Origin of the sequence: Micromonospora sp. WMMC250 (genome assembly GCF_027460215.1) — a bacterium.
Lineage (GTDB): Bacteria > Actinomycetota > Actinomycetes > Mycobacteriales > Micromonosporaceae > Micromonospora > Micromonospora taraxaci.
Genome location: NZ_JAPZBJ010000002.1, coordinates 5,188,917 through 5,213,608, shown reverse-complemented (window position 1 = coordinate 5,213,608; position 24,692 = coordinate 5,188,917). Strand labels below are relative to the sequence as shown.

Here is a 24,692-nt window from a genome sequence, read left to right as displayed (position 1 = left end):
GGTCACCTGCCTTCGCGCTTGAACAACACCGAGTTGACGTAGCGCGGCCGTGGAAGCACGACCCGGCGGGCCAGGCTCTGGGTGACCCGCGCAATCGCGCCCCGCTGGTTGGCGCGGATGTCGAAGTCGGCGAGCGGCACCCATTCGCGCTCCGGCAGCACGTAACCGCGGTAGCCCCACTCGTCCAGCAGATCGAAGATCGGAGCGATCGGCTGGATCCTCTCCTCGACCTCGATCAACAGCACCGGTCCGTCCCGGTCGATCGTGCCGGCCGCGCCGCGCAACGCCGACAACTCGTGACCCTCCACATCGATCTTCAGGAACCGCACGTCGTGGAGGCCGAGACCGTCGATCGTGATCCGTGGGACGGTGACCGACGTCGAACTGCCGTCAGCCAGTTCGAGGGACGAGGTGCCGACAGCCGGGCCGTCCTTCGGCAGGAACAGCTCCGCGCTGCCCTCGTGGTCCGACGCCACCGCACGGACGACCCGCACGTCGGGGAACGCACCCGAGATGCTGCGCGCGAGTTCCTCGTTCGGCTCGATGGCGACGACGTGGTCGGCCCGCTTGCGCATCCGCTGGGTCCACGGCCCGTACCAGGCGCCCACGTCGAGGGCCGTGCCACCGGCGGGCATGAACTCCGCGAGGCACGCGAGTTCCGGCTCCACCCGGGGATAGACAGCCCGGATGGCTCCCGCGACGACCTGGTCGGGTAGGAGCGACGCCACACGCGAACTCACTGCGGTCACCAGACCGGTCGAAGACGGCATGAGCGCAAAGGGTACGGGTCCGCGACACACCTGGAAAGGTGTACTTACCGCCGAGTAGGACCAGGCCGATCGGTCAGGACACCCCTGCCAACCAGTCCTCCAGGAGACGGTGGTCGATCGCGTCCACCCGGCCCAGCGAACGGCCGGACGCCACCCGCTCCCGCAGCTCATCCCGGGTGAACCAACGCGCCTCCAACAACTCCTCGCCGTCGACGCGTACCTCGTCCGAGGTGGCTGTCGCCCGGAACCCCACCATCAGGCCGGCCGGAAACGGCCACGCCTGCGACCCCTGGTAGGTCACGTCGGTGACGGTCACGCCCGCCTCCTCGGCCATTTCCCGACGGACCGCGTCCTCCAGACTCTCGCCCACCTCGACGAAGCCGGCCAGCGTCGAGAACGCGTCCTCGGGCGCGCCCGCGTGCCGGGCCAACAAACACCGCCCCGGCGATCGGGGTGCCTCGACCAGCACGATGATCGCCGGTTCGATCCGGGGAAACAGCAGCCGGCCGCACTCTCCGCCGCTACAGGTCCGCAGGTGTCCGCCACCACCGGCGACGGCCGGCGCACCGCACGTCCCACAGAACCGCTGCTGCCGATGCCAGTGCAACAACCCCCTGGCGTACGCCTGGACGGCCGCGTCGCCCGGTTCGAGCCGCCCGACCAGTGCCCGTACGTCCAGGGCACGCGTCGCACCAGCCATCTCGGCGGCGGACCGCTCGGGGAGCGCGGACAGGTCCGCGGCGAACACTGCCACGTCCCCGTCCAGCCCGAGGAAGACGATCTCACCGGCGGCGGACCGGACGAGCGACGCACGGTCAGCGGTGAGCCGCACCGGGCCGTCCCCGTCGACGAGACAGCGGTCCCGCCACATCGGCAGCACGACAGTGCTCGGCTCGGTCAGCAGCGCATCCATGTGGGTCGGGTCTGTGCGCAGCGGGCCTGCCCGGTCCAGCCAACCGCCGCCGTACGCCAACACCCGCTCCGCTGTGTCCACGAGGCCACCGTGCCACGTCTGCTGTCCCCCGCCGGCAGCGGCCCCAGGTCCGGACGACACGCCGGACGACACGCCGTACCTGGGTCCGGTGGGCGTAGCCGCGTAGGTCCGCCGGGCATTCGTTACCGTAGGTGCCTCCGGGAGTGGGAAACTCCCGCGGCACCCTGGCGATCGAGGTTCCAGTGACGCTGTACGGCGACAAGACTCCACCCGCCGACGACCGGCCCACCGTGCAGGTCACCGCGGTCACCTGGCCCGACGACGGGCCGGCCACCGCGACGGCGCCCGGCCCTTCCGAGCCGGAGGCCGGCCCGCGCCGCCCCCGCCGCATGCGGATGTTGCTCGCCGCCGGCCTCACCGGGGGTGTGTTCGCCGCGGTGGCAGGTGCGGGCGCCTGGGCGTACGCCGGGGATGTTCCACGCGGCACCAGCGTGCTCGGCGCCGAGCTGGGCGGCCGGAGCCGCGCGGACGCCGACCGGGAGTTGCGGGCGGAGCTGGCCCGGCGGGCGGCGGACCACGCCAAGCCGCTGACCGTCACCGTCGACGGGCGCACCGCCGAGATCAACCCGGCCGACGTCGGGCTTGAGGTCGACGTGCCGGCGACCGTCGCGGCAGCGGCAGCGGCCGACGCGCACCCGGTCAGCCGACTGGTCGGTTCCCGCACCGTCGACCCGGTGGTCACCGTCGACGTGGCCCGGTTGGACGACGCCCTCCGTAAGGTCCTCGGTGACCAGGCCCAGGGCATGACCATGCCGGCGATCACCTATCAGGGCACCAAACCGAAGGTCGTGCAACCCAAGCCCGGGCTTGCCCTGGACCCGGAACGCTCCGCCGAGGTGGTCCGCGCCGGCTGGCTGGCCGGCACACCGATCACGGTGCCGCTGGTGGAGACCCACCCGACGACCACCCCGGAAGAGCTGGACCGCCTCGTCAACGAGCTGGCCAAGCCGGCGGTCGCCGCCCCCGTCACCCTCCGCACCACGAAGGGGTCGGTGAAGGTCCCACCCGCCGTCATCGCGAAGAGCCTGCGGTTCACCGCCGACAAGACCGGCAAGCTGACCCCGTCGGTGGACGTCAAGCGACTGCGGGCAGCGCTCGGCGACGACCTGAACACCATCGAGGTACCGGCCAAGGACGCCACCATGAGCATCTCCGGTGGCCGCCCCTCCGTGAAAGAAGGGCGCCCCGGCCAGCAACTGGACACGGCAACCCTGGGGCAGGACCTGCTGGCCGTGCTGCCGAAGTCAGACGGTCGCGAGGTGACCGGCGAGCTGAAGCCGACCCAACCCGAACTCACGGCCGAGAAGCTGTCCGGCCTGGGCATCAAGGAACAGGTGTCCACCTTCACCACCCGATTCACCGGCGGCTTGGCCTCGTCGCGCAGCCAGAACATCGCCACCATCGCCAAGGACGTCGACGGCACCGTCGTCCTACCCGGGAAGACGTTCTCCCTGAACGGCCACACCGGCGAACGCGGCTACGCACAGGGCTACCGCGACGCCCCGGTCATCCTCGACGGCAAACTGGTGCCGGGTGTCGGCGGTGGCACCTCACAGTTCACCACCACCCTCTTCAACGCGACCTACTACGCCGGGTTGGAGGACGTCGAGCACAAGCCGCACTCGTACTGGTTCGACAGGTACCCGGCGGTCATCGAGTCGACGATCTTCTGGCCGGACCTGGACTTCAAGTTCCGCAACAACACCGAGTACGGCGTCCTCATCGACACGTCGTACACGTCCAGCACGATCACCGTGTCGATCTGGAGCACGAAGATCTACGACAGCGTGAAGACGGAGTACGGCCCCCGCCGCAACATCACCACACCGAAGCTGATCCACCTGACGCCCGGTCCTTCGTGCATCGCGACCAACGGGATCAACGGCTTCACCCAGGACGCCTTCCGGGTCATCAAGAAGGGTGGGGCAGTGGTCAAGCGGGAGAAGTTCACCTGGCGCTACGACGCTGAGCCCCGCTACGTGTGCGGCCCGAAGCCTTCCTGACCCGCAGGGGGCCCTACAGCCTTGGTCTGGTCCTCACTGCCTCAGCGCGGGGGTGCCACCGCACCTCCGCCCCCACAACCTGTGGGTAGAACGAGCGTGCGCCGGCTGCGCGGGTTTGGCGTACGCCGGCGACTTCGCCGGCGTACAGCTGACCACCCCTGGCGGTGATCCCGAACGCCCGGTCGACGCGGGTTCGCTGATGCCGGGGCATCCAGCCGGCGGGAAACACCGACCTCAACGAAGCCGACTCCATAGATCTTGGACAGTTTCCGTCCTCGCTTGACGGAAACTGTCCAAGATCCCGCCAAAGGCCTGCCGCCCGGGGCAGCTCGCACCGTTTGCTCGCGGTGATCGACTTCGTTTCGCCGATATGGCGGTATCCACCGCGGGAAATACCGCCGGATCGGCGACCTGGAGTGGATCACACCAAGAGTGCGCCGTGATGCAGCAACGGCAGTACAGGAACGCAGAAAAGGCCACCCCTGACAGGGGTGGCCTTTTCTGGAAGATTGTCCGGCGGCGTCCTACTCTCCCACACCCTCACGAGTGCAGTACCATCGGCGCTGGAGGGCTTAGCTTCCGGGTTCGGAATGTAACCGGGCGTTTCCCCTCCGCCATGACCGCCGTAACTCTATGAACATATCAAACAACCCCGGCACGGACCTCACGTGGGTGTTCGCTTGTTCAGAGTTGCACAGTGGACGCGTAGCAGCTTAGTAGTCAAGTCCTCGGCCTATTAGTACCGGTCAACTGAACCCGTTACCGGGCTTACATTTCCGGCCTATCAACCCAGTCGTCTAGCTGGGGGCCTTACCCCACCAAAGTGGGTGGGATACCTCATCTTGAAGCAGGCTTCCCGCTTAGATGCTTTCAGCGGTTATCCCTTCCGAACGTAGCTAACCAGCCGTGCCCTTGGCAGGACAACTGGCACACCAGAGGTTCGTCCGTCCCGGTCCTCTCGTACTAGGGACAGCCCTTCTCAAGTATCCTACGCGCACGGCGGATAGGGACCGAACTGTCTCACGACGTTCTAAACCCAGCTCGCGTACCGCTTTAATGGGCGAACAGCCCAACCCTTGGGACCTGCTACAGCCCCAGGATGCGACGAGCCGACATCGAGGTGCCAAACCATCCCGTCGATATGGACTCTTGGGGAAGATCAGCCTGTTATCCCCGGGGTACCTTTTATCCGTTGAGCGACACCGCTTCCACTCGCAAGTGCCGGATCACTAGTCCCGACTTTCGTCCCTGCTCGACCTGTCAGTCTCACAGTCAAGCTCCCTTGTGTACTTGCACTCAACACCTGATTGCCAACCAGGCTGAGGGAACCTTTGGGCGCCTCCGTTACCTTTTAGGAGGCAACCGCCCCAGTTAAACTACCCACCAGACACTGTCCCTGAACCGGATAACGGTCCGAAGTTAGATACCCAAATCAACCAGAGTGGTATTTCAAGATTGCCTCCACCCATACTGGCGTATGGACTTCACCGGCTCCCACCTATCCTACACAAGCTAATTCGAGTACCAATGTCAAGCTATAGTAAAGGTCCCGGGGTCTTTCCGTCCTGCCGCGCGTAACGAGCATCTTTACTCGTACTGCAATTTCGCCGGGCCTGTGGTTGAGACAGTGGGGAAGTCGTTACGCCATTCGTGCAGGTCGGAACTTACCCGACAAGGAATTTCGCTACCTTAGGATGGTTATAGTTACCACCGCCGTTTACTGGCGCTTAAGTTCTCCGCTTCGCCCCGAAGAGCTAACAGGTCCCCTTAACGTTCCAGCACCGGGCAGGCGTCAGTCCATATACATCGAATTACTTCTTCGCATGGACCTGTGTTTTTAGTAAACAGTCGCTTCCCCCTGCTCTCTGCGGCCATACAACGCTCCACCCGCGCGGGGCTTCACGTCTCCGGCCCCCCTTCTCCCTAAGTTACGGGGGCAATTTGCCGAGTTCCTTAACCACAGTTCGCCCGATCGCCTCGGTATTCTCTACCTGACCACCTGTGTCGGTTTGGGGTACGGGCCGCTAAGAACTCGCTAGAGGCTTTTCTCGGCAGCATAGGATCACTGACTTCACCTGAATCGGCTCGGCATCACGTCTCAGCCCTCATGTGGTGCGGATTTGCCTACACCACGGCCTACACGCTTACCCCGGCACAACCACCGGCCGGGCTCAGCTACCTTCCTGCGTCACCCCATCGCTTGACTACTACCCGCCAGGTTCCCACGCTCCCCACCATCCGTCCGAAGACATCAGGCAGTTCGGGTGGTTAGCACAACGAGGTTCATCAGGGACGCTCTTTCGCGGGTACGGGAATATCAACCCGTTGTCCATCGACTACGCCTCTCGGCCTCGCCTTAGGTCCCGACTCACCCAGGGCGGATTAGCCTGGCCCTGGAACCCTTGGTCATCCGGCGGAAGGGTTTCTCACCCTTCTTTCGCTACTCATGCCTGCATTCTCACTCGTGCCGCGTCCACAACTGGGTCACCCCGCTGCTTCACTCGCGGCACGACGCTCCCCTACCCATCCACACACCTGCACAAGGAATCAAGTCCAAGCGAGGATAAAATGTGAATGCCACAGCTTCGGCGGTGTGCTTGAGCCCCGCTACATTGTCGGCGCGGAACCACTTGACCAGTGAGCTATTACGCACTCTTTAAAGGGTGGCTGCTTCTAAGCCAACCTCCTGGTTGTCTATGCGACCCCACATCCTTTTCCACTTAGCACACGCTTAGGGGCCTTAGCTGGTGATCTGGGCTGTTTCCCTCTCGACTACGAAGCTTATCCCCCGCAGTCTCACTGCCGCGCTCTCACTTACCGGCATTCGGAGTTTGGCTGATTTCGGTAAGCTTGTGGGCCCCCTAGACCATCCAGTGCTCTACCTCCGGCAAGAAACACGCGACGCTGCACCTAAATGCATTTCGGGGAGAACCAGCTATCACGGAGTTTGATTGGCCTTTCACCCCTAACCACAGGTCATCCCCCAATTTTTCAACATTGGTGGGTTCGGCCCTCCACGCGGTCTTACCCGCGCTTCAGCCTGCCCATGGCTAGATCACTCCGCTTCGGGTCTAGGACACGCGACTGAATCGCCCTATTCAGACTCGCTTTCGCTACGGCTCCCCCACACGGGTTAACCTCGCCACATGCCACTAACTCGCAGGCTCATTCTTCAAAAGGCACGCCGTCACCCCGCAAGGCTCCGACGGATTGTAGGCGAACGGTTTCAGGTACTATTTCACTCCCCTCCCGGGGTACTTTTCACCATTCCCTCACGGTACTCGTCCGCTATCGGTCACCAGGAAGTATTTAGGCTTACCAGGTGGTCCTGGCAGATTCACGGCAGATTTCAGGGGTCCGCCGCTACTCGGGAACACCCACAGAAGGTCAGCAACTTTCACCTACCGGACTTTCACCGTCTACGGTCAGCCATTCCAGACTGTTCGACTAGCCACTAACTTTGTAACTCCTCGAACAAGTGTCAGCTTGTTCAGCAGGGTCCCACAACCCCGACCACGCAACCCCTGACAGGTATCACACGCAGCCGGTTTAGCCTCGATCCGCTTTCGCTCGCCACTACTCACGGAATCACTATTTGTTTTCTCTTCCTACGGGTACTGAGATGTTTCACTTCCCCGCGTTCCCTCCACACACCCTATGTGTTCAGGTGTGGGTGACACCACATGACTGGTGCCAGGTTTCCCCATTCGGACACCCTGGGATCACAGCTTGGTTGACAGCTCCCCCAGGCCTATCGCGGCCTCCCACGTCCTTCATCGGCTCCTGGTGCCAAGGCATTCACCGTTCGCCCTTGACAACTTGACCACAAAGATGCTCGCGTCCACTGTGCAATTCTCAACAAACGACCAACCCACAACCCGATCCGCCCCACACCAAACCCAACACCAGTTGGCGGTATGCGGGGCCAGGCCATGCCTGGCAACCTCGCGAACCCACAGGCTCGCTACGGTTCCGAAAGAAACAACACCATGGTTGTTCTTTCAGGACCCAACAGGGTGCTCACATCCTCCCCCAGCCGCACCAGAAGCCACCGTTCCCACCACCCGAAAGTGGCTGTACTAGGCGCCGCCGGCCGTTGCCAGGGCAAAACTTGCCAGTGTCTCCGCCATTCGAGCACCCCACCACCACATTCGGGCAGCGCGGGCTCCTTACCGACTTTCGTCGGAAGGTGCTCCTTAGAAAGGAGGTGATCCAGCCGCACCTTCCGGTACGGCTACCTTGTTACGACTTCGTCCCAATCGCCAGCCCCACCTTCGACGGCTCCCTCCACAAGGGTTGGGCCACCGGCTTCGGGTGTTGCCGACTTTCGTGACGTGACGGGCGGTGTGTACAAGGCCCGGGAACGTATTCACCGCAGCGTTGCTGATCTGCGATTACTAGCGACTCCGACTTCACGGGGTCGAGTTGCAGACCCCGATCCGAACTGAGACCGGCTTTTTGGGATTCGCTCCACCTCACGGTATCGCAGCCCATTGTACCGGCCATTGTAGCATGCGTGAAGCCCTGGACATAAGGGGCATGATGACTTGACGTCATCCCCACCTTCCTCCGAGTTGACCCCGGCAGTCTTCGATGAGTCCCCGCCATAACGCGCTGGCAACATCGAACGAGGGTTGCGCTCGTTGCGGGACTTAACCCAACATCTCACGACACGAGCTGACGACAGCCATGCACCACCTGTGACCGCCCCCGAAGGACCCCCCATCTCTGGAGGTTTTGCGGCCATGTCAAACCCAGGTAAGGTTCTTCGCGTTGCATCGAATTAATCCGCATGCTCCGCCGCTTGTGCGGGCCCCCGTCAATTCCTTTGAGTTTTAGCCTTGCGGCCGTACTCCCCAGGCGGGGCGCTTAATGCGTTAGCTGCGGCACAGGGAACCGGAGAGGCCCCCCACACCTAGCGCCCAACGTTTACAGCGTGGACTACCAGGGTATCTAATCCTGTTCGCTCCCCACGCTTTCGCTCCTCAGCGTCAGTATCGGCCCAGAGACCCGCCTTCGCCACCGGTGTTCCTCCTGATATCTGCGCATTTCACCGCTACACCAGGAATTCCAGTCTCCCCTACCGAACTCTAGCCTGCCCGTATCGACCGCAGGCTTGGGGTTGAGCCCCAAGTTTTCACGGTCGACGCGACAAGCCGCCTACGAGCTCTTTACGCCCAATAAATCCGGACAACGCTCGCACCCTACGTCTTACCGCGGCTGCTGGCACGTAGTTGGCCGGTGCTTCTTCTGCAGGTACCGTCACTCTCGCTTCGTCCCTGCTGAAAGAGGTTTACAACCCGAAGGCCGTCATCCCTCACGCGGCGTCGCTGCATCAGGCTTCCGCCCATTGTGCAATATTCCCCACTGCTGCCTCCCGTAGGAGTCTGGGCCGTGTCTCAGTCCCAGTGTGGCCGGTCGCCCTCTCAGGCCGGCTACCCGTCGTCGCCTTGGTAGGCCATCACCCCACCAACAAGCTGATAGGCCGCGAGCCCATCCCAAGCCGAAAAACTTTCCACCACCAGCCATGCGACCAGCAGTAATATTCGGTATTAGCCCCCGTTTCCGAGGGTTATCCCAAAGCTTGGGGCAGGTTGCTCACGTGTTACTCACCCGTTCGCCGCTCGAGTACCCCGAAGGGCCTTTCCGCTCGACTTGCATGTGTTAAGCACGCCGCCAGCGTTCGTCCTGAGCCAGGATCAAACTCTCCAACAAAAAATTAGTTGAACAGCTATCCCGGCAACAAACAAATTGTTGCCAAAGGAATCCCAACCAGCCAGCAAAAACTGACCAGTCCGGGGTATAAATCATAATTGGCACTGGCTTTACAAGCACCCTGTTGAGTTCTCAAAGAACAACCACACACCGACCAGAAGCCCCACCTCAGTGGAACCCCGTATCGGGGCTTTTCGTTCCGTGTCCCCGCCGCTCTCGCGCCGGGCACTTTTACTACGTTACCTCACCGTCTCGGCCGTGTCAAACCGTGTGTCCCGGTCTGTCATGCTTCGTGCGGGTAGGCGCCGGCGCACTCACGCAGCAGCGAACCGCTGCGTCAGGTCGTCGGATTTGGCAGGCCGGCCGCTGCGGTTTCCCGCACGCTCGCCCGGTGCCCTGCCGGTCGTGAACCTTACCCGGTCGGCTTCGCCGCACCAAATCCGCCTCGCGGCCAATCCGGCGAGCCCCGCCCGGCCGTGCCCCACAGGAGCGAACCCCTGCCTGACCCGGTCACCAGCTCCGTTCCGCGGCCTCAGAACTTTCGTCCCGTTTGCCCCGTTCCGCGCTGGCAGAGAGAAAGTTACGCGTCCGCGGGTTTGATCGTCAAATCCGTGGGTAGCGGCGCGCGTCACATTCGGGTTCGGTACCGCCAAGCCACACCAACGGGAAGGCAGAAAGACCACCGAACGCGCAGGTCATGACGCCTGGCGCCGGCGGGCGACCAGCCACGCCCGGATGCCGAGGACACCCACCGTCGTTCCGATGGCCAGTGACGCCCCGATCAACAGAGCGTGCACCCACAGGAAGCTGGTGGGCGCGCCGTCGGCGACCGTGCCGGACGCCCAGGACCGCGGGTCCTGCCAGATGGCGACCGCGAACCTCGGCCAGATCACCCAGGTCCAGATCCCGACCCCGACCAGGAAGACGGCCCACCGTCGCGACAACACCATGGCAGCCGAGTATGCCAGCGAGACCTGCCCACCAGCACGGACACGGACCGACGGTCCGGCGCAACAGACCAGCTGGCAACCCGGCCGACGGGCGGACCAAAGGACCGACGGCCCGGAACGACAGACCGGCCCGCAACCCGGCCGACGGGCGGACCAACAGGCCGGCCTCACGGCGACCGCCTCTGGTCGCGGCTGCGGGGCGCGCAACCCGGCTCACGCCACCGGCGGTGGTCAACCAGACTCCGGCGCGGACCGCCGGCGCGGACCGCCGGCCTCAAGGCCTGACGGAAGCGTGCACGTGACCCGGCTCGATTCGTTTCCGACGGCTGCGAGCTGGGCATTGCGAAAGAGGACAGTTGCCGACGTCCCCCCGGAGGTGTCCCGGTGCAACCCTCGATCTTCAATCCCTGGGCATGGCGTGACCCGTCCGCCCTCGCCGGCGGATACACACAGACCACCCCCTCGGTCACACCGCCGGAAGGCTCGGACGGTGGGCACGACGGCCCGGACGCGCCCGGCCCTGGCACACCCGTCGACCTGGTGGGCTACCACGTGGAGGCGACCGACGGGCGGATCGGCACCATCGACGAGGCGAGCAACGAGGCGGATGCGGGATACCTGGTGGTGGACACCGGCCCGTGGATCTTCGGCCAGAAGGTGCTGCTGCCGGCTGGCACTGTGGTCCGGGTGGACCACCAGGAACGCGTCGTGCACGTCGACCGGGCTCGGCAGGAGATCAAGGACGCACCGCCGTTCGAGGCGGATCCGGCCGACCCGGAGTACCGGGAACGTGTCGGCAGCTACTACGCCGACAGTTACCTTCCCCCGCCGGGAGCCATACCGCGGGTAATCTGAGCCCGTGGTCCGGCTGGGCAACTGCGCGTCGGAGGCGGTCGACACGGTCGACGGCCTCCCGCTCGGCGCGCTGCCCGGGATCACAACCAGCCCCGGCGATGGCCGGGAGCAACTTCTGAACGTCCTCCGTGCCGGTGGTCTGCGGTACCGCGCCGGTGCGCGATGGCGGGCGGCTCGCTGAGCCGATCCCGCTGACCGAGGGGTCCCGGAAGGGGCCCGCTCGGCGCGCGCCCGCGTCACCCACCCTCGGATACGAGAGGCACACCGCCATGTCCGTCGCACGAATGCTCACCGGCGACCGGCCCACCGGCCGCCTTCACCTCGGCCACTACGTCGGCAGCATCGCCAACCGGGTACGGCTGCACCGGCGCTACGAGAGCTTCTTCATCATCGCCGACCTGCACATGCTCACCACTCGCAATCGCCGCGAGGACATTGACCAGGTGTCCGGCAACGCCCGGGAGATGGTGACCGACATCCTGGCCGCCGGCGTCGACCCGGAGCGGGCCATCTTCTATCTCCAGTCGGCGATCCCGGAGGTCGGTGACCTCAACACGCTCCTCCAGAACCTGGTGACCGTCCCCCGCCTGGAACGGGTCCCGTCGCTCAAGGACATGGCCCGCGACGCCGGCAAGGAGGAGATGCCGTACGGGTTGCTGGGTTACCCGGTGCTCCAGGCCGCGGACATCCTCTGCGTCAAGGGCGAGGTGGTCCCGGTCGGCCGGGACAACGCCGCGCACGTCGAGGTGACCCGGGAGATCGCGCGCCGGTTCAACCATCTGTACGGCCCGGTCTTCCCGGTGCCGGAGCTGATTCCGGCGGACACGCCGAGCCTGGTGGGCACCGACGGCGCGGCCAAGATGAGCAAGAGCCGGGGCAACACGATCGCGTTGTCCGACGACGCCGCCACGGTGCGTCGGAAGGTGCTCGGCATGTACACCGACCCGAATCGGGTACGGGCCGACGTGCCGGGCACTGTGGAGGGCAACCCGGTGTTCGCGTACCACGAGGTCTTCAATCCGGACCGCGACGAGGTGGCCGACCTGGCCCGGCGTTACCGGGCCGGGCAGGTGGGTGACGTGGAGGTCAAGGAACGCCTGGTCGTCGCGTTGGAAGCGTTCCTGGCGCCGATCCGTCAGCGTCGGGCCGAGATCGAAGCCGACCGGGGGTTGGTCGACCGACTGATCGTCGAGGGCACCGAACGGACGCGTCAGGAAGTCCGGCAAACCCTGATCGAGGTACGCCGGGCGATGGGGTTGACCGGCGCGTACCAGCAGGTGCGGCGGCGGGCGGAGCGGAGCCGGCGGCGGACGCAGACCTCGGCCTGAGGCCGGGGTGTCCGGTGCTCGGCGGGGGGACCGGGTGAACGGTCGGCCGGTTCCCCCGCCACCGTGACGCAGAATGCGGGGATGAGGGGGATTTCGGGCGTTCGGCCGGTACCGGTCGCGGAGGCGCACCGGACCACGATGTTCGAGATCTTCTTCGATCTGGTCTTCGTCTTCGCCCTCACCCGGGTCATCACGTTCATGGCCGGGTCGCCGACCGCGTTCACGCTGGCTCAGGGGCTGCTCCTGCTCCTGCTGCTGCTCTACTCCTGGGGGCCGTACACCTGGGTGGGGAATCTGGTGCGCGCGGACGTCGGCCTGGTCCGCGCGGCCACCCTGGTCGCGATGGCGGCGATCTTCGTGGTCGCCCTGGTGCTGCCGGACGCGTGGACCCAGGGCCCGGGGCTCGTGGACGCGCCGCTCGCGCTCGCCCTGGCCTACGTCGTCGGACGCGCGGTGCAGCTCGTGGTCCTGTTCTGGGTGAGCACGACGGACCAGCCGCTGCGTTCGACGCTGCGTCTCTTCGTCGTGCCGGTGGTGCTGGCGTGGTTCCCGCTGATCGGTGGAGCGCTGCTCGGCGGTGCGGGCCAGACCGCGCTCTGGACGGTCGCGCTGCTGACCGACATCGGTGGTGCCCGGATCGCATCGGCCTTCCGGCCGTGGCAACTGCGCAGCGTGGGCCACTTCACCGAGCGGTTCGGTCTGGTGCTCATCATCGCGCTGGGCGAGTCGTTGATCTCCGCCGGTGCGGGGCCACGGACGATGGCGCCGGTCAGTACGGCGGTGGCGGCCGCGCTACTCGGTCTCGCCAGCACCGTGTGTCTGTGGTGGCTCTACTTCGACCGGCTGGCGCCCGCCGCGCAGGAGGCCGTCAGCAACGTGCCCGACGACCGACGCGGCGACGTCGCCGGTGACGCGTACGGCCTCGGTCACTCGCCGTTGATCATCGGGGCGATCTACGTCGCGCTCGGCATCGAGGAGGTGATCGGCCGGCTCACCGAGGAGTCGGCGCACGCCGAGCCGCTGGGTTGGGAGGCGGCCACCGCGCTCTACGGTGGCGCGGCCGTCTACCTGCTCAGCAGGTTGGTCTTCCGCCGACTGACCCTCCGGACGATCTACCCGACGCAGGTCGTGGTCGCTGTGCTGCCGCTGGTCCTGCTGCCGGTCGGCCGATCCCTGCCTCCACTGGTGGCGCTCGCCCTGCTGACCGTCCTCCTGGTCGGGGTGACCTGGTTCGAGCGACGGGTGGACCGGCGCGACGAGCGGCTGAAACCTGCCCGGCCACTGCGGCCAGAAAAATCGTGACGTGCCGTGTCGAGATCCCCGGTCTCCGCTCGTCGTCATGCTGTACGGCGACACGCCGCACCGAGAGGAGCCGGAACGTGAAGTACATGCTGCTGTTCATGAGTCCCCTGGCCGATGGGGAGACCGTCGACAACGGGTGCACCGTCGAGGACTGGATCCGCTACGACCGGGAGATGAAGGACGCCGGGGTCTGGGTCTCCGGGTATCCGCTACAGGACCTGACCACCTGCACGACGGTGCAGGTCGGCCCCGGCGGCGAGCGCACGATCACCGACGGGCCGTTCGCCGAGACCCGGGAACTGCTCGGCGGGTACGACGTCATCGACGTACCGGACCTCGACGCGGCACTGGACTGGGCGGCCCGCAGCCCCGGTGCCATCGGTACCGGGTCGGTGCAGGTCCGTCCGATCTTCGAGTTCGACATGCAGGCCTGACCATGCCGGACGAGGAGTCGGCCGTCGGGTCGTCGGTGGAGGCGGTGTTCCGGGAGGAACGCGGTCGACTGCTCGCCTCGCTCGTGCACCGCTTCGGCGATCTCGACCTGGCCGAGGAGGTCGCGTCCGAGGCCATCGAGGCGGCGCTCGTGCACTGGCCGACCGACGGTGTGCCGAGTCGACCGGGCGCGTGGCTGCTCACCACGGCTCGGCGGCGGGCGGTGGACCGGCTGCGACGGGACAAGGTGCTGGCGACGCGGCTCGCCGTACTCCGGGCCGAGGCCGAACGGGCCGACCCCGCCCCGCCCGCCGACGCGGACCGGGACCTCCCCGACGACCGGCTGGCGCTCTTCTTCACCTGCGCGCACCCGGCCCTGGCCGCACCGGATCGCGGGGCGCTCACCCTGCGGTTCCTCGCCGGTCTCACCACCGCCGAGGTGGCGCGGGCCTTCCTGGTGCCGCCGGCGACGATGGCCCAACGGCTCGTCCGGGCCAAGCGGAAGATCCGGGACGCCCGGATCCCGTTCCGGGTGCCCGGCGAGGACGAGTTGCCCGGTCGACTGCCCACGGTGCTCCAGGCCGTCTACTCGGTCTTCACCGAGGGGTACGCGGCCAGCTCCGGCCCGGATCTCCAACGGATCGACCTGGCCGAGGAGGCCATCCGGCTGGGCCGGATCCTCCGTCGGCTGCTGCCCGCCGAGCGGGAGGTCGCCGGGCTGCTCGGTCTGATGCTGCTGGTCCATGCCCGACGGGACGCGCGTACCGGACCGGACGGCGCGATGATCCTCCTGGACGAGCAGGATCGCGGACGCTGGGACCGCCCGATGATCGAGGAGGGGCGCGGGCTGGTCGTTGTCGCGTTGACCGGTCCCGCCCCCGGCCCGTACGGGGTGCAGGCTGCCATCGCGGCCCTGCACGACGAGGCAGCGGACGTGGCCAGCACCGACTGGCCGCAGGTGGTGGCGCTGTACGACGTGCTGCTCGACCTGGTGCCGTCGCCGATCGTGGCATTGAACAGGGCTGCCGCGGTGGCCATGCGGGACGGGCCGCAGGCAGGGCTCGCCCTGCTCGACGGGTTGGCCGACGATCCGCGCCTGCGCGGTCACCATCCCTATCCGGCGGCGCGGGCCGACCTGCTGCGCCGGCTCGGCCGCTACGAGGAGGCAGCCGAGGCGTACCGCAGCGCGTTGGCGCTGGTCGGCACCGAGCCGGAGCGGGCGTACCTGCTCGGCCAGCTCAGAGCCGTCACGACCGAGTGAGCTGTACCCTTGCCCGGGTGAGTCTGCCTCTGCCTCCCGGTGAGTTCGCCGCGTACCTGTTCGACTGCGACGGCACGATCGTCGACTCGATGCCGCTGCACTACGTGGCCTGGCAGCGGGCCCTGGAGGAGTGGGGTTGCGAGTTCCCCGAGGACCTCTTCTACGCCTGGGGTGGCCGGCCGACCGCCGACATCATCGTGACCCTGAACGAGCAGCAGGGTCTGGCGATGCCGGTGGCGAGCGTGGTCGAGAACCGTGAGCGCATCTACCAGGAGTTGCTGCCGCAGATCGAGGCCGTGCCCGACGTGCTGGCGCACATCCACGACGCGCACCGGCGGGTCCCGTTCGCTGTCGTCTCCGGCAGCACCCGCGCCTCGGTCACCGCCTCCCTCGACGCGCTCGGCCTGCTGGACCGGTTCGACGTGCTGGTCTGCGCCGACGACTACACGCGGGCCAAGCCCGACCCGGAGGCGTTCCTGCTCGCGGCGGAGCACCTCGGCGTCCCCCCGGAGTCGTGCCTGGTCTTCGAGGACACCGACCTGGGCATTCAGGCCGCGACCGCAGCCGGCATGGCATCGGTACGCGTGCCGCAGCAGCGCACGCACTGAGGTCTCAGGCCACCGTCAGCAGGAGCTTCCCCATGTAGGAGGTCTGCAGACGCTTGTGTGCCTCCCGCACCTTGCCCAGCGGGAACGTCTCCGCGACGTGCACCACGAACGGTCCCGCCTCGATGAGTTCGTTGAGGCGTTGCAACTGCCGGGGGTTCGACTCGCCGTCGTACGCCCGGACCACGACGCCGTCGCGCTCGCTCGGCTCCGGCTGCACCCCGTGGGCGTACGCGACCACGCCGCCGTCGACGAGAGCCTCGGTGAGCCGGTCCACCGTCGCGCCGCCGGCCATCGCGAGGATGGCGTCCACTCCGGCCGGTGCCGCGTCCCGGATCCGGGCGAGCACGTCGTCCAGGTCGCCGTGGCCGTCGAGGGAGATGTCGGCACCGAGCCGGGTCACCAGTGCGACGCCGTCCGCCCCGGAGGCCACGGCGATGACGTTCAGCCCCTGGCGCTTGGCCAACTGCACCGCCAGGTGACCCTGCCCGCCGCTCGCCCCGAAGATCAGCAACCACGAGCCGGCCGACAGGCTGAGCGTGTCCAGCCCGGCCAACGCGGTCAGCGCGTCGGTGGGCATGGCACCGGCGTGCTCGGCCGGCACCCCGTCGGGCACCTTCGCCGCGTACTCCGCCTTGACGACCGTGTACTCGGCGTAGCAGCCGCCCTTCGGTCGGGTCGTGGCGGAGACGTAGACCAACTCTCCGACCACGACGTTGGACACCTTGCTGCCGGCCGCGATCACGGTTCCGGCGCCGTCGGAGCCGGGCACGATCGGGAGGGATGATCCCTCCGGCACGAGGATGCCCTGTCGTTCGTACGCGTCCCACACCCCCACGCCGGCGCTCAGGACCTTGATCAGCACTTCGTCGTCGGCGACCTCGGGGATCGGCAGCTTCCGCAGCGTGATCACCTCCGGTCCGCCGAACTCGTCGAAGGCCGCGGCCTGCATCCGCTCTGGCGCATCCCCGTCAACCATGTGGATTCCCTCTCCGTGCCGGCGTTCCCGTCGCAGCATGCCGGCTCGGGGACAGCCCTGACCGGGTGCCGAACGCCGTTCACCCACAAGGGCGACCGGGCCGGGCTGACGCGCCGCGACAGGGCGTAGCCGGTCGCGACATGGGAAGGACGGGCGGGCGGACCAGGACGACGGAGGGAGCACAGCCGTGCAGGCTCCGTCGACGCGGGCGACGGCCTGGCTCCTGGTGGCGTTGGCCGCGGCCTCCGGCTGCGTCGACGTGATCTGCCTGACCAGGCTCGACGGGTACTTCGCCAGTGTGATCACCGGCAACCTGGTGCACTTCGGCCACGCGTTCGCCACGGCTGACGTCCGCTCGCTCACCGGTGCCGTGGTGGCGGTCGGTGGTTACGCGGTGGGTGTCGCGGCCGCCACGCTGCCGTTGCGCCACACACCGCCGGGTTGGAACCGCCGTACCGCAGTGGTGACGGCGGCCGAGGCGGTGCTGCTGCTCGGCTTCACCGTCGGCTGGATGGCCTGCTCGGCGCGTCCCGGGTACGGCTTCGGGCTCGTACTGCTGGGGACGGCGGCCGTGGCGAGCGGCATCCAGAGCGTGATCACTGTCGGCGCCGGCGTACGTGGCGCGTCGACCACCTACCTGACCGGCTCGCTGACCGAGTTGGTCCGGCGTCGCGTCGTCGACCCGCACCGGTTCGCCGATCTGGGTGGTGTGGGGCGGCTGGCGGGGTTGGTGGGAGGTGCCGTGCTCGGCACTGTGGTGCTTCGCACCGCCCCCGGTTGGGCATCCGTGCCGGCGGCCGTGCTCGTGCTCGCCGTGATCGCCGTCGCCGCCGGCCTGACCCGCCGTCGGGCCGTCACCGCCGCCGACCAGGGCCGGCGGCGGTGACGAAAGCAATGATCAGGACGTCTGCGGCTTCGGGCCGCGCAGCGCCTGCTCGACGGCGTCGCGTACGCGGGCGTCCTCGCGCACCTTGCGCTGCGCCCGGGTGCGGCGCCGGTAGAGGTACGCGCCGACGAGCACCGCGATCAGTACGACGAGCACCAGCACCAGCATCCACGGCAGGGCCCAGCCGTGCGCGGTGACCTGAACCGGCTTGAGCGAGGTGGTGGAGCCGGAGGCGTCGCTGAGCAGCGGGGTGAGGGTCGCGGTGGCGGCGAGCGAGATGGTGGGTGCCACCCCGTGCACCGGCACCGTCACGTTCCAGCTCTCACCGGGCAGCAGCTCCGGCGGCGCGGCGATGTCGCCGGCCCGTACCCGCAGCAGGCCGAACGGACCCGAGACCGTCACCCCCTGCTGCCCGGACAGGGCGGCGTTGCCGATGTTGTGGACCTTGTAGGTGATGGTGGCGTCGCCCTTGGCGAACGGGTTGGACGAGCCGGCGTACGCGACGTGAAGGTCCTCGATCGCGAGGTTCGGCTTCAGCTCGCCGCCGACCCGCAGCTTGATCCGGATACCGAGGCGACGGTCGACGTTGATGCCCTCGGCCTGGTCGGTCTGGGTCAGCGCGGTGAGGATGCCGCCGACGTAGTCACCGGGGGTTGCGTTCTCCGGCACGCTGATCTTGAAGGGCACCTGTGCGGTCTTTCCGGGCTGGACCACGACACTCTCGGCGTTCGCCTTCACCCAGGCACCGATCGCGACGGACTTCTTGTCCCTGGTGAGCAGGTCGAGCTGGCCCGCGTCGGTGGTGAAGCCGTCGGCCGCGTACACGGTCAGGGTCAGCGGCGCCGCACCGCGGTTGGCCACGACCATGGCGTCGTCGACGGCGCCACCGGGATTGACGTTGTAGCTGTAGCTGGAGCGGGCCTCGCCGTAGCTGTTGGAGGCCGTCCGGACCGTCCAGGCGACGTTGCCCTCCGCCGCCGAGGCGGGGACGGCACCGACACCGACGGCCGCAGCGGCGGCGAGCACTGACAGTGCGGTCGTACGGAGGAGCGTCTTCCAGCGCGTTACGGACGGGTACATGTCGGTTCCTTGAGGTGATCTTGGGAGGGGTGCAAATGGGTGGCGGGGTAGGCCCCCGAAGGGTGCCTACCCCGCCGAATGGAGCGGTCCGGTCAGCTGCTCAGCGCAGTGATCGTGAGGGTGGTGCGGTAGCTACCCTTCGCGATGCTGTCCGGGATCTTCAGGTCCAGGTCAGCGCCGAGCTTTGCGCCGCCCCGGGGGTGACCCTGGGCCGCCGCACCGAGGGCGCTGGAGACCGAGAGGCCCTTGCCCTGGTCGTCGTAGGACGACAGGATCGGCGCGCCGGCCTCGGCGCCCGCTCCGGCGTCCAGCACGTACGGGGTCCAGCCCAGGTAGGAGCCCGAGAAGGTCTTCTCGGCGTCGGTGAAGTCACCGACGTTGGCCGAGATCGACCACGGGGCGAGCGAGCGGCGGCTGTCCGACACGAGGATCGGGTTGATCTTGCCGTTCGCCTGGAAGTAGGTGCCGTCGCGCTCCTGCGCGGTACCCAGGTCCACCAGACCGTTGTAGCCGTCGATCGTCCAACCGAACTCACCCGGAGCCGGGTTCGGCACGTTCACCTGGATGGACTGGCCGTCGCCGTTGAACGGGTGCACCGTCACGTTGTCGACGATCGAGCCGACCGGCTGACCCTCGGGGGTGTTGACGCAGGAGAGACCGTTCTCGACCGACGCGTTCGGCGCCGCGCAGGTGCCGCTGCGGATGTTGGCCAGGACCAGCTTGTCGCCGCGCACCTGCACCTTGACGTAGCTGCGGACGTGCTCCTGGTTCTGCACGGAGTTGTACCAGTACTTGTTCGGGTCCAGCGGGTCCGGGCCGTTGCCCCGGATGCCGGTGCCGGTGGTGTCCGGCTTCTTGATGTCGTAGTACTTCGAGCCGGAGGCCGAGTTGGCGGTCACGTAGATGACGCCACCCGGGCCGGGGAACACGTCGGCGGCACCCGGCTTCTCGGCGGGGTTCTCCTTCTGGCCGTTCTTGATGGAGTAGCTGCGCGAGTAGCTGTGGTCGTGGCCCTGCAGCACCATGTCGATGCCGAGGTTCGAGAAGGCCGTGGTGAAGTCTTCCCGCCGCTGCTTGTTGTCGGTGTCGGTCGCGTGGCTGGCCGGCGAGTAGATGGAGTGGTGGTAGACCAGCACCTTCCACTTGGCCTCGGAGCCGTGCTTGTTGACGACGTCGGTGATGTACGCGACGTGCGCGGCGTCACCGGCGTTGCTGCCGTCGGTCGGCAGCTTGTAGCTGTTGCTGTTGATGTCGATGAACAGCACGTCCTTGTAGACGAACCAGTAGTCGCCACCGGACTTGGTGCCCGCCGGGTTCCCGTTGTCGTAGTACGGGGCCGTGCGGTCGGTGTTCGGGGTGAAGTGGTGCTGCTCGTAGGACTTGCCGCCGACGTCGTGGTTACCGATGGTGGCGACGACGGGGTACTGACGCAGCTGGTCGGGCGCCATGAACGAGGTCCACTGACCCTCGTCGTTGGCGGACTCGACGTGGTCGCCGCCGGAGACCAGCAGTTCCGCGTTCGGGTTGGCCGCGGTCGCGACCTTCAGGGTGTCCTCCCAGCCGGCCTGGTCCTTCAGCCGGTCGCCGGAGGAGCCGATCTGGGGGTCGCCGAAGAACAGGAAGTCGTAGTCGCCCTCGAAGTCCTGCGTCTTGAAGGCGTACGTCGGAGACCAGTTGCCCTCGGCGCCGACCCGGTACGAGTACGCCGTCTTCTCGCGCAGGTTGCTGATCGTGGCGTGCCGGTTGAACCCGGTGGTGGAGGTGTTCGCCGCGCCGACGGCGTCGAAGCTCACGGCGCCGGCCGGGAACTCGCCGTTGACGATCTCGGCGGTCGGGGCGAGCTGGATCTTCTGCGCGGTGTCGGCGGAGGAGTACCAGGTCACGATGCGCTGGGTCTCGTTGGCGCCGACGCCAAGGATCACGCTGCTGATCGTGGTGGACTCGGCCGCGCTCGCGGTGGCCGTCAGGCCGCTGCCGAGGGCCGCTCCCATTCCCAGGAAGCCGGCGACGACTCCGGCGACCAGGCGCCGCCGCACGAGCCCGGAGGCTCGTGTCGAGGTGCTCAATGTCATCGACATTGTTCCCTTTTCAAATAGAGGGATGGATGTGTCTTCACCCGACATTGGGGAAGCGAATCCACGCTTTCGCCGCCCGATGAACCGATCATGAACATGATCTTGCGAAAGACTGCACTTCACGAACTACTTAGCCTTACTCAGGACCCGGAAATGCGCTGCACAAACCAGACGAGCCCCATGATGGACACCGCCCCCGAAACGGCCCCGGTCGCCCAGATACCGGCTTTCGGCGCACGGCGACGAAGCACGAGCAACAGCGGGAAGACGATCGCGATAATGGTCAACTGCACAACTTCGATGCCGACGTTGAACACCAACAACGACCACAGCAGGGTCCACGACCACGCCTCGTCGATGCCCAGCGCGCCGGCGAAGCCCAGGCCGTGCACGAGACCGAAGCAGAACACCACGCCGAGGCGGATCCAACCGGCCCGGTCCAGGCTCAGGTGCCCGTGCCCGGGCGTCTCCAGGTCGGCCGCGTGGGTGCCCCGCCGCCAGATCCCCCACAGGTGCCAACCCGCGACGACGGCGATGGACAACGCGATCACCGGCTCCACGATCGTCGCCGGCACCTCGACCAGGCCGAGGGCGGCGAGCATGAACGTCACCGAGTGCGCCAGTGTGAAGCTGGTTGCCGCGAGCACGATCTCGCGAAGTCGCCGCGACCCGGCGATGAGCGCCAGCAGGAACAGAATGTGGTCGATCCCGGACAGCAGATGCTCGGCGCCCAGCAGGAAGAACTCCCCGAACCGGTCGTACCACGCCTGACCGGTGGAGAAGGAGGGATGGGCTGCGTCGAGCGCCGCGCTGCCCGTACGGCCGTCGATCTCATAGGTGACGATCGTCTTGGTGCCCTTGACGTAGCCCTCGCCGTCCGGGAAGAGGTCGCTGCGGACCTCGTGCTCGTCGACCCGCTGCGCGCAGGTCCAGTCCAGCAACAGATCGGCGTACGGCACGCCCTCGCGCGAGCCGATCGTCGCGTCGCCCACCTGGGTCGGCTGGCACGCCGCACTCCCCGACGTGACCTCGAAACGGTCCGAGACGTACCGGAGGACCGTCGACGCGTGGCTCTTCAGGGCTGCGGCCTGGGCGTTGGAGTCACCCGCCTCGAACGCGGCGGTACCCGCCTGGAAGAGCGGATCGTCGCCGCCGGCATCGGCGGCGGACACGACGAGGAGGTCGTATTCGAGCTCGACCGCCGTGCGAATGTGACCCTCGTCTCCCGCAGTTATTTTCGTGTACACAGTCGACGAAAAACCGTGCGCGGACGCCGAACCGGCGCCCAAAAAGGGGATCACCGCCGCGGCGATCCCGACAGCGGTGACGATAACGGTGCGGCGGACGCGCCCTAACATGCGACTCCCTCGGTTGGCCAGTGCACGTTGCATGCCGAGGGTGAACACCAACCCGCGTGCCGACGAACCGCCGGAAAACAAAATCCCCGAACGGGCACCCGCAGATTGCCGTCGGCCGGAATTGCGATAGGAATACGAGAAAGTACGCGCACTCCCCGCCACCATCCGGAGGACGATCACCTTGCGCCCCCCGCTTCGGGCCGTTGCCATGTTGGCCGCGGCCGCCGCGCTGGTCGCCGCCTGCAGTTCCGGCGACGACTGGTCCCAGCCGCGTCCAACGCCCAGCGCCATCGGCACACTCGGCCCCGGGTTCGTCGACCCCTCCACGAAGCCCGCTCCGGAAGCGACCATCACTCCGCGGCCGGGTTCCTGGGACGGCGTCCACCCGCCGAAGGACTACCGGGTGGTGCTGCTGACCGCCGGCGACGACGCCCCGACCAGGGCCCTCGTGACAGCCGTCGAGGAGTGGGCGGACGACGAGCACGTCGACCTCCGGACGATCGTCGTCGGCAACGCACACGACGCCGTTTCCCACATCGCCAAGGCGATGGAGATGGGTCCGGACCTCATCGTCAGCGCGGGCAACGACCTCATCGACCCCCTCGCGCTGGTCACTCCGAGCCACCTCGACGAGAAGTTCCTGGTCGTGGGCGCGGAACTGGCCGAGCCCACCCACAACGTCACAGCCGTCGACTGGGACGGCGCGTCGTTCCGTGGCGAAGGACTCGGAGCGTCGTCGACGTACGACCCGGCCTCGTTCACGCCAGAGAGGTGCGCCGCCGCCGTCCGGGCGGGCGTGGCCGCCGTCCTCAACGACCTGACCGGGATCGTGGTCTGGCTCTAGACGGACGGAAGCGGCCTACCTCGGCCCACGGTCCTCGAACTCGTACGTGGTGGTCAGACCCTCGGGCAGGTCGGGGACCAGAGCGTTGGTGCCGTCGACCACCTGGACGTAGCGCCGGCCCTGGAAGATCGAGTAGCTCCCGTCGGCGACCTGGTCGATCCGGAAGAGCTGCGTCGAGGCCGCCGTGTCGCATGCCCGGCCGCGTACGCTCCCCGGCGCGGCGTCGTGCACGACTGTCATGCAGACCTCACCACTGCCGGACGGTGCGGCAAGCACGATTTGGTACCTGTCCCCCTGCGGGCGCAGCACCCACCGAACCGCGTCGTCGACGCCCGGCTCACTGATGGCCCGCACCTGGTCGGTGCCGACGCCGATCGCCAACGCGGCACCCTTCATGCCCGGCACCACGATGCGGACCTGACGCTCGCCGGCGAGGATCTCCTGTGGTCCGGCCGAGGCGGTCGCGGACGGAACCACAGACGGTGGGGCCTGACTCGCCGGACCGCCAACCGGCGTCTCGACGTCGGCACGCGCCCGCACCAGGGCGGTGCCAGCGGCGACAGCCACGATGGCCAGGCCTACGGTGCCGACGGTTGCCCGGCGTCGTCGGCGCTGATCGCTGCGACGGCGCAACGTCTGGGCCCCCGGCAGCGTGGCTACTCGCCGGACCTCGTCGGCGATCGCCGCGAGATCGTCGCGCGGATCAGCCATGGGAGGTTTCCTCCTGGTGCTCGTCGGCCAGCAGCCCGGCCATCGCTCTCCGCCCACGGGCGAGGTACGTCTTCACCGTCCCGACCGGCGCCTGCATCTCCGCTGCCACCTCTGCGACGGTGAGGTCGTTGAGGTGGTGCAGCACGACGGCCCGGCGCTCGTTGGCGCTCAACCGCTGGAGCGCCTGCAACAGCGCGACGTGGTCCTCACTCAGACCCGGCACCCCCTGGTCGACGGCAGCCCGACGATGGGCGCGTACCCGGTTGAACGCCTTGCGCCAACTGCTCACCGCGATCCGTGAGGCCACCCGGCGGACCCAGGCCTCCGGGCTGTCCGTCTCCCGGACCGTCCGCCAACGCTGCCAGGCTCGCATGAAGGCCTCCGCGACAGCGTCCTCCGCCTCGGCACGGTTGCCGGTCAGCGCGTACACGTGACCGACGACCCGACCCGCACAGGCCGCGTAGAGGGCGTCGAACTCCTCGGCGTCACGCATCCGACCGGTGCCCTCCCACGCCTCGTCCCCTGGTCACCGCCCGCATGCAAC

The 24,692-nt window shown here is 67.3% G+C and carries 18 protein-coding genes and 3 rRNA genes; 9 read left to right on the top strand and 12 right to left on the bottom strand.

Annotation, left to right across the window (positions count from 1 at the left end; genetic code table 11):
* Window positions 1-2 precede the first annotated feature (2 nt).
* Window positions 3-770, bottom strand: coding sequence for an FkbM family methyltransferase (locus O3438_RS23510; RefSeq protein ID WP_269681936.1), 768 nt, complete (start codon window positions 768-770; stop codon window positions 3-5).
* 73 nt (window positions 771-843) lie between these two features.
* On the bottom strand, window positions 844-1,764 hold the full coding sequence (gene nudC / locus O3438_RS23505; RefSeq protein ID WP_269681935.1) for an NAD(+) diphosphatase: 921 nt from the start codon (window positions 1,762-1,764) through the stop codon (window positions 844-846).
* 182 nt (window positions 1,765-1,946) lie between these two features.
* Between nudC and O3438_RS23500 the strand changes: the two genes are divergently transcribed.
* Window positions 1,947-3,767 carry a VanW family protein gene (locus tag O3438_RS23500; protein WP_269683731.1) on the top strand — a complete coding sequence of 607 codons (1,821 nt, stop codon included), beginning with the start codon at window positions 1,947-1,949 and terminating at the stop codon, window positions 3,765-3,767.
* A 511-nt stretch (window positions 3,768-4,278) separates the two neighbouring features.
* Here the strand turns inward: O3438_RS23500 and rrf are convergent.
* The 4 genes from rrf to O3438_RS23480 all read right to left on the bottom strand — a co-directional run bounded on the left by rrf (window position 4,279) and on the right by O3438_RS23480 (window position 10,432).
* Window positions 4,279-4,395 (bottom strand): 5S ribosomal RNA (rrf, locus tag O3438_RS23495).
* Window positions 4,396-4,483: 88 nt separating this feature from the next.
* Window positions 4,484-7,592: ribosomal RNA gene (locus tag O3438_RS23490) — 23S ribosomal RNA — on the bottom strand.
* A gap of 375 nt (window positions 7,593-7,967) precedes the next feature.
* A 16S ribosomal RNA gene (locus tag O3438_RS23485) occupies window positions 7,968-9,482 on the bottom strand.
* Together the 16S, 23S and 5S rRNA genes form the textbook arrangement of a ribosomal RNA operon.
* A 695-nt stretch (window positions 9,483-10,177) precedes the next feature.
* Window positions 10,178-10,432 carry an SCO4848 family membrane protein gene (locus tag O3438_RS23480; protein WP_145778495.1) on the bottom strand — a complete coding sequence of 85 codons (255 nt, stop codon included), beginning with the start codon at window positions 10,430-10,432 and terminating at the stop codon, window positions 10,178-10,180.
* Between the two features lie 384 nt (window positions 10,433-10,816).
* Between O3438_RS23480 and O3438_RS23475 the strand changes: the two genes are divergently transcribed.
* The 6 genes from O3438_RS23475 to O3438_RS23450 all read left to right on the top strand — a co-directional run bounded on the left by O3438_RS23475 (window position 10,817) and on the right by O3438_RS23450 (window position 16,218).
* Window positions 10,817-11,287: a PRC-barrel domain-containing protein gene (locus O3438_RS23475; protein WP_269681934.1), complete on the top strand. Its 471-nt coding sequence runs from the start codon at window positions 10,817-10,819 to the stop codon at window positions 11,285-11,287.
* Between the two features lie 269 nt (window positions 11,288-11,556).
* Window positions 11,557-12,615, top strand: coding sequence for a tryptophan--tRNA ligase (trpS, locus tag O3438_RS23470; protein ID WP_269681933.1), 1,059 nt, complete (start codon window positions 11,557-11,559; stop codon window positions 12,613-12,615).
* An 81-nt stretch (window positions 12,616-12,696) separates the two neighbouring features.
* On the top strand, window positions 12,697-13,917 hold the full coding sequence (locus O3438_RS23465; protein WP_269681932.1) for a low temperature requirement protein A: 1,221 nt from the start codon (window positions 12,697-12,699) through the stop codon (window positions 13,915-13,917).
* Window positions 13,918-14,003: 86 nt separating this feature from the next.
* Window positions 14,004-14,351: a YciI family protein gene (locus O3438_RS23460; RefSeq protein WP_332367500.1), complete on the top strand. Its 348-nt coding sequence runs from the start codon at window positions 14,004-14,006 to the stop codon at window positions 14,349-14,351.
* 2 nt (window positions 14,352-14,353) lie between these two features.
* Window positions 14,354-15,610, top strand: a complete 1,257-nt coding sequence (locus O3438_RS23455) for an RNA polymerase sigma factor (protein WP_269681930.1) — start codon at window positions 14,354-14,356, stop codon at window positions 15,608-15,610.
* Between the two features lie 17 nt (window positions 15,611-15,627).
* Window positions 15,628-16,218: an HAD family hydrolase gene (locus tag O3438_RS23450; protein WP_269681929.1), complete on the top strand. Its 591-nt coding sequence runs from the start codon at window positions 15,628-15,630 to the stop codon at window positions 16,216-16,218.
* A gap of 4 nt (window positions 16,219-16,222) precedes the next feature.
* Here the strand turns inward: O3438_RS23450 and O3438_RS23445 are convergent, their stop codons facing one another.
* Window positions 16,223-17,194 carry a quinone oxidoreductase family protein gene (locus O3438_RS23445; RefSeq protein ID WP_269681928.1) on the bottom strand — a complete coding sequence of 324 codons (972 nt, stop codon included), beginning with the start codon at window positions 17,192-17,194 and terminating at the stop codon, window positions 16,223-16,225.
* A 187-nt stretch (window positions 17,195-17,381) separates the two neighbouring features.
* Here O3438_RS23445 and O3438_RS23440 point away from each other — a divergent pair, with 187 nt between their 5' ends.
* Window positions 17,382-18,080, top strand: a complete 699-nt coding sequence (locus tag O3438_RS23440; RefSeq protein WP_269681927.1) for a YoaK family protein — start codon at window positions 17,382-17,384, stop codon at window positions 18,078-18,080.
* Between the two features lie 12 nt (window positions 18,081-18,092).
* Here the strand turns inward: O3438_RS23440 and O3438_RS23435 are convergent, their stop codons facing one another.
* From O3438_RS23435 to O3438_RS23425, 3 genes are all read right to left on the bottom strand, one after another.
* Window positions 18,093-19,160, bottom strand: coding sequence for a WxL protein peptidoglycan domain-containing protein (locus O3438_RS23435; RefSeq protein WP_269681926.1), 1,068 nt, complete (start codon window positions 19,158-19,160; stop codon window positions 18,093-18,095).
* 92 nt (window positions 19,161-19,252) lie between these two features.
* A complete protein-coding gene (locus O3438_RS23430; RefSeq protein ID WP_269681925.1) occupies window positions 19,253-21,232 on the bottom strand; it encodes an FN3 domain-containing metallophosphoesterase family protein in 1,980 nt (659 codons plus the stop codon).
* 143 nt (window positions 21,233-21,375) lie between these two features.
* Window positions 21,376-22,773: a HupE/UreJ family protein gene (locus O3438_RS23425; RefSeq protein WP_269681924.1), complete on the bottom strand. Its 1,398-nt coding sequence runs from the start codon at window positions 22,771-22,773 to the stop codon at window positions 21,376-21,378.
* 1 nt (window position 22,774) lies between these two features.
* Here O3438_RS23425 and O3438_RS23420 point away from each other — a divergent pair, with 1 nt between their 5' ends.
* A complete protein-coding gene (locus O3438_RS23420) occupies window positions 22,775-23,437 on the top strand; it encodes a hypothetical protein (protein WP_269681923.1) in 663 nt (220 codons plus the stop codon).
* Window positions 23,438-23,452: 15 nt separating this feature from the next.
* Here O3438_RS23420 and O3438_RS23415 read toward each other — a convergent pair whose 3' ends face one another.
* Window positions 23,453-24,148 carry an RICIN domain-containing protein gene (locus O3438_RS23415; RefSeq protein ID WP_269681922.1) on the bottom strand — a complete coding sequence of 232 codons (696 nt, stop codon included), beginning with the start codon at window positions 24,146-24,148 and terminating at the stop codon, window positions 23,453-23,455.
* Complete coding sequence (locus O3438_RS23410) at window positions 24,141-24,641, bottom strand: sigma-70 family RNA polymerase sigma factor (RefSeq protein ID WP_269681921.1); 501 nt, start codon at window positions 24,639-24,641, stop codon at window positions 24,141-24,143. The genes O3438_RS23415 and O3438_RS23410 overlap by 8 nt, the downstream gene beginning before the upstream one ends.
* Between the last annotated feature and the right edge of the window lie 51 nt (window positions 24,642-24,692).

Bases quoted from the DNA above. Each gene is read 5' to 3' on its own strand.
- O3438_RS23460 (WP_332367500.1), top strand. From the start codon at position 14,004: ATGCTGCTGTTCATGAGTCCCCTGGCCGATGGGGAGACCGTCGACAAC.
- O3438_RS23480 (WP_145778495.1), bottom strand. From the start codon at position 10,432: ATGGTGTTGTCGCGACGGTGGGCCGTCTTCCTGGTCGGGGTCGGGATC.
- O3438_RS23415 (WP_269681922.1), bottom strand. From the start codon at position 24,148: ATGGCTGATCCGCGCGACGATCTCGCGGCGATCGCCGACGAGGTCCGG.
- O3438_RS23510 (WP_269681936.1), bottom strand. From the start codon at position 770: ATGCCGTCTTCGACCGGTCTGGTGACCGCAGTGAGTTCGCGTGTGGCG.
- O3438_RS23465 (WP_269681932.1), top strand. From the start codon at position 12,697: ATGAGGGGGATTTCGGGCGTTCGGCCGGTACCGGTCGCGGAGGCGCAC.
- O3438_RS23435 (WP_269681926.1), bottom strand. From the start codon at position 19,160: ATGTACCCGTCCGTAACGCGCTGGAAGACGCTCCTCCGTACGACCGCA.
- O3438_RS23430 (WP_269681925.1), bottom strand. From the start codon at position 21,232: ATGACATTGAGCACCTCGACACGAGCCTCCGGGCTCGTGCGGCGGCGC.
- O3438_RS23410 (WP_269681921.1), bottom strand. From the start codon at position 24,641: ATGCGTGACGCCGAGGAGTTCGACGCCCTCTACGCGGCCTGTGCGGGT.
- O3438_RS23445 (WP_269681928.1), bottom strand. From the start codon at position 17,194: ATGGTTGACGGGGATGCGCCAGAGCGGATGCAGGCCGCGGCCTTCGAC.
- O3438_RS23455 (WP_269681930.1), top strand. From the start codon at position 14,354: ATGCCGGACGAGGAGTCGGCCGTCGGGTCGTCGGTGGAGGCGGTGTTC.
- trpS (WP_269681933.1), top strand. From the start codon at position 11,557: ATGTCCGTCGCACGAATGCTCACCGGCGACCGGCCCACCGGCCGCCTT.